General features: G+C 68.7%; 2 protein-coding genes. Both read right to left on the bottom strand.

Translation table 11 applies throughout. The features are described from left to right. The coding region (locus tag VF794_RS35850) for a serine/threonine-protein kinase (RefSeq protein WP_331117619.1) at positions 1-1,426 on the bottom strand (1,426 nt) is incomplete at its 3' end. Between the two features lie 81 nt (positions 1,427-1,507). Then, entirely contained in the window at positions 1,508-3,160 is a 1,653-nt protein-coding gene (locus VF794_RS35855) for a M28 family metallopeptidase (protein ID WP_331117620.1), read from the bottom strand. Positions 3,161-3,539 lie beyond the last annotated feature (379 nt).

Consider the following 3,539-nt stretch of genomic DNA (forward strand, 5'->3'; position numbering starts at 1 on the left):
CGGCGCGCGTGTCGTGCAGCGGCAGCATGGCGGAGTAGCGCGCCATGGCCTCGATGCGCTCCACGGATTCGGTGTAGCGGCGCGAGAGGCGCTCGCGCTCGGCCACCTCGCGGCGGGCGAGGACGGCCTGCCCCAGCGCGAGTGTCACCACCAGCAGCGCGGCCGAGCCCAGGGAGACGAGGACGCGGTGCTTGCGTACCTTCTTGCCCAGCCTGTAGGCGAGGCCCGTGGGACGCGCGAGCACCGGCTCTCCGGCGAGGAAGCGCTCCAGGTCCTCCGTCAGGGCGCGCGCCGAGTCGTAGCGGGCCGAGCGCTCCTTCTCCAGACACTTGAGGACGATGGCCTCCAGGTCCGCGGGGATGTCCTTGTCCAGCGCGCGTGGGGGCCGGGGCTCCTCGGACTGGAGGCGGGTGATGACCTCGAGGGCATTGGCGCCGGTGAAGGGGGGCTCTCCGGTGAGCATCGCGTAGAGCGAGGCCCCCAGGGCGTAGACATCCACCCGACGGTCCAGCCTGGACACCTCGCCCCGGGCCTGCTCGGGCGCCATGTAGTGAGGCGTGCCGAGCACCACGCCCGTGGCCGTGCCCTCCTCCTTCCAATCGCGCGCCAGGCCGAAGTCCATGACGAAGGGAGAGGGGCCCCCCTCCGCGGTGCGCTCCACGAGGATGTTGGCGGGCTTGATGTCACGGTGGATGAGCCCGGCGCGGTGGGCCGCGTGCACGCCCTCGGCGGCCTGGCACAGCAGCAGCACCTTCTGCTCCAGCGTGAGCGCGCCCGCGAGTTGGCCCAGCGACTGACCGTCCACATACCGCATGGTGATGAAGCCGCGGCCGTGCACCTCGCCGACCTCGTACACCTCGCACACGCGCTCGTGGCGCACCCGGGCCTGGGCGCGGGCCTCGGCCAGGAAGCGGCGCGCGAGCTCGGGATCCTCGCCGCGCACGAACTTGAGCGCCACGTTGCGGCGCAGCAGCGGATCATACGCGAGGAACACCATGCCCATACCGCCCTGACCGAGGAAGCGCACGGGCTGGTAGCGATCCCACCCGGGCACCGGAAAGGCGGGCTCGCGGGGCCCACTGGAGGAAGGCGCGCTGCCGGAGGGAGACGCGGCTCCCGGGGTGAGCGGAGACGGGCTGGTGTCAGCGAGGAGGGGGTCCAGGGTGACGGCCTCCTCGGGCTGGGAGCCACCCGGGGTCGTGCCCACGTGCCGGCCCGAATCCTTCTGGGAGAGTTCCCGGCACAGCATGAGCAGGGTGTCCTCGGAGATCAGGCCCCGCTCCTTCAGCAGCGCGAGGGGGCCGCGCTCCAGGCGGAGCGCCTCCCCACGCAGGGCCTCCGCCTCTTCGTGGGAAAGCAGTCCTTCGTCCAACGCGAGGAGCAGCTCCTCCTCGTACGCCTCATTCCTGGCCCCGGTGGTGCTCACGTGGCGGGAGCATACCGTTCTACGGGAGTCGCAGCCCCATCCGCGGTACTTGAGGGGAGCGCGAGGGGGCGCCTTCCCCCCTCACTCGCCGCGACTGGCGTCACGGATTGGCCGGAACTCGTTGCCCTCTCGCCAGTTGGGCCATTCATGCGAGTCGGCCAGGCGGCGGCCCACCTCGAAGAACAGGCGCACGTCCTGCGCCATCCCCGTCAGGTCCCATTCGGGTCGGAACTCGTCGGTGACCTTGTGGTAGTCGTTCTGGGTGTAGCGCCGCACCGCCGCTTGACCGGCCGCGATGCCCCCCCGCACCAGGTCCACACCGCTCTTCGTATAGATGACGGGCACGCCCACCTTGGCGAACGAGATGTGATCGGAGCGGTAGAAGAAGCCCTGCTCCGGCGCATCCTCCTCCGTCAGGTAGCGCTGCTCGGGCCCGGTGACGTCTTCCAGGAAGTCCTCGAGCTCGGAGGCGCCGCGGTTGACGACCACCACATCCCGGGTGGGGCCACTGACGTTCAGGATGTCGAAGTTGATGCCCGCCACGGTCTGGGCGAGCGGGAACACCGGGTGCTGCGTGTAATACCACGAGCCCCAGAAGCCACTCTCCTCGGCGGTCACCGCCAGGAAGAGGATCGAGCGCTTCGGCGCGGGATTCAGGGCAGTGAAGGCCTTGGCCAGCTCGAGCAGGGCCGCGGTTCCGGTGGCGTTGTCCACCGCGCCGTTGAAGATCTTGTCGCCCGGGAGGCTGTCGTTCTTGCCCAGATGGTCCCAGTGGGCCATGTAGATGACGACCTCCTCGGGCCGCTGACGTCCCGGCAGCAGCCCGAGCACGTTGCGCGACTGGCTGGTGGCCAGCGAGTGGTACATCTGGGTGGAGGCCTTCAAGCCGAGTGGCACTGGCTGGAAGTCCTTGCGCCTCGCCCGCTCCTTGAGGGTGGCGAAGTCCAGACCGGCCGCGGAGAACAGGCGCCCGGTCGCATCGCGGGTGATCCACCCCTCGAGCGCCAGCCGCTCGGGGCTTCCCGGCGCGGGCGGGATGTCGAAGCGGGGGTGATCAGCCCAGCTGCCGACCACCACGCCCCAGGGGTAGCCCGCGGGCGCATCCTCGTGGACGATCAACACCCCCGCGGCCCCGCGCCGCATCGCCTCCTCGTACTTGTAGCTCCAGCGCCCGTAGTAGGTCATCCGCCGGCCCAGGAAGTCGCCGCTCTCCAGGCCATGATCCGGATCGTTGACGAGCACGACGAGGGTCTTGCCCCTCAAATCCAGGCCCTTGAAGTCATCCCAACCCACCTCCGGTGCGCTGACGCCGTAGCCGACGAAGACGAACTCACTTTCCGTGAGCGACACCCACTCGGTGAGCCGCCGGTTCCAGACCACCACGTCCTCGGTGGAGGCGAGGTCGAAAGGCGCCGCGCCTCCCGTGATGTGCAGCCGGGTGGACGGATCCGGAGTGATCTTGACCAGGGGGACGGTCTGGAACCAGTCGCCGTGATTGCCTGGCCGCAGACCGAGACTCGCGAACTGATCTCTCAGGTACGTGACGGTGAGTTCCTCTCCGCGGGTGGCTGGGGCGCGCCCTTCGAACGCGTCCGAGGCCAGCACCTGGATATGGGTCGAGAGTCCCTCCGCGGTGATGAGTTTTTCGGCGTGGGGAGCTGGAACGCCGCGGGCGGCTCCATAACTCACGAGGACAACGGCTAAAGAAGCGAACAGCAGGCGATGCGGGATCATCGGGGGTACCTTTTCCGCGAATACTTCGCGGGCTCCACGGGGAGGATGGGTTGTTTCCCACGATAAAGGCAAAGCGTGTGCCGCATCCCCGCTGACACTCCACGGGGACACCCCGCGCCGGCACGGGAGTGGTGGCTCGCCCGTGTCTGGCACTTCACCGGTGTCGCTCGACATGTCGCCACGCCTGATTCGACATGTCGCCTCGTGACGAACGAGCGGACTGCGCCCCCTCTCTTAAGGAGAGTCGTCTGACTCGACTTTCGCCATTTTAAGCCCGAGAGAGCCGCAGGTCATGCGGCTTGCGGTTGAGGCGGTGGAGTGGATGAGCGCAAGTGGGTGAGAAGAAGACGAGGGTCCACCCAGTCCGCGGAAGAGAGAG

The organism is Archangium sp. (genome assembly GCF_036389735.1).
In the GTDB taxonomy this organism is placed as follows: domain Bacteria; phylum Myxococcota; class Myxococcia; order Myxococcales; family Myxococcaceae; genus Archangium.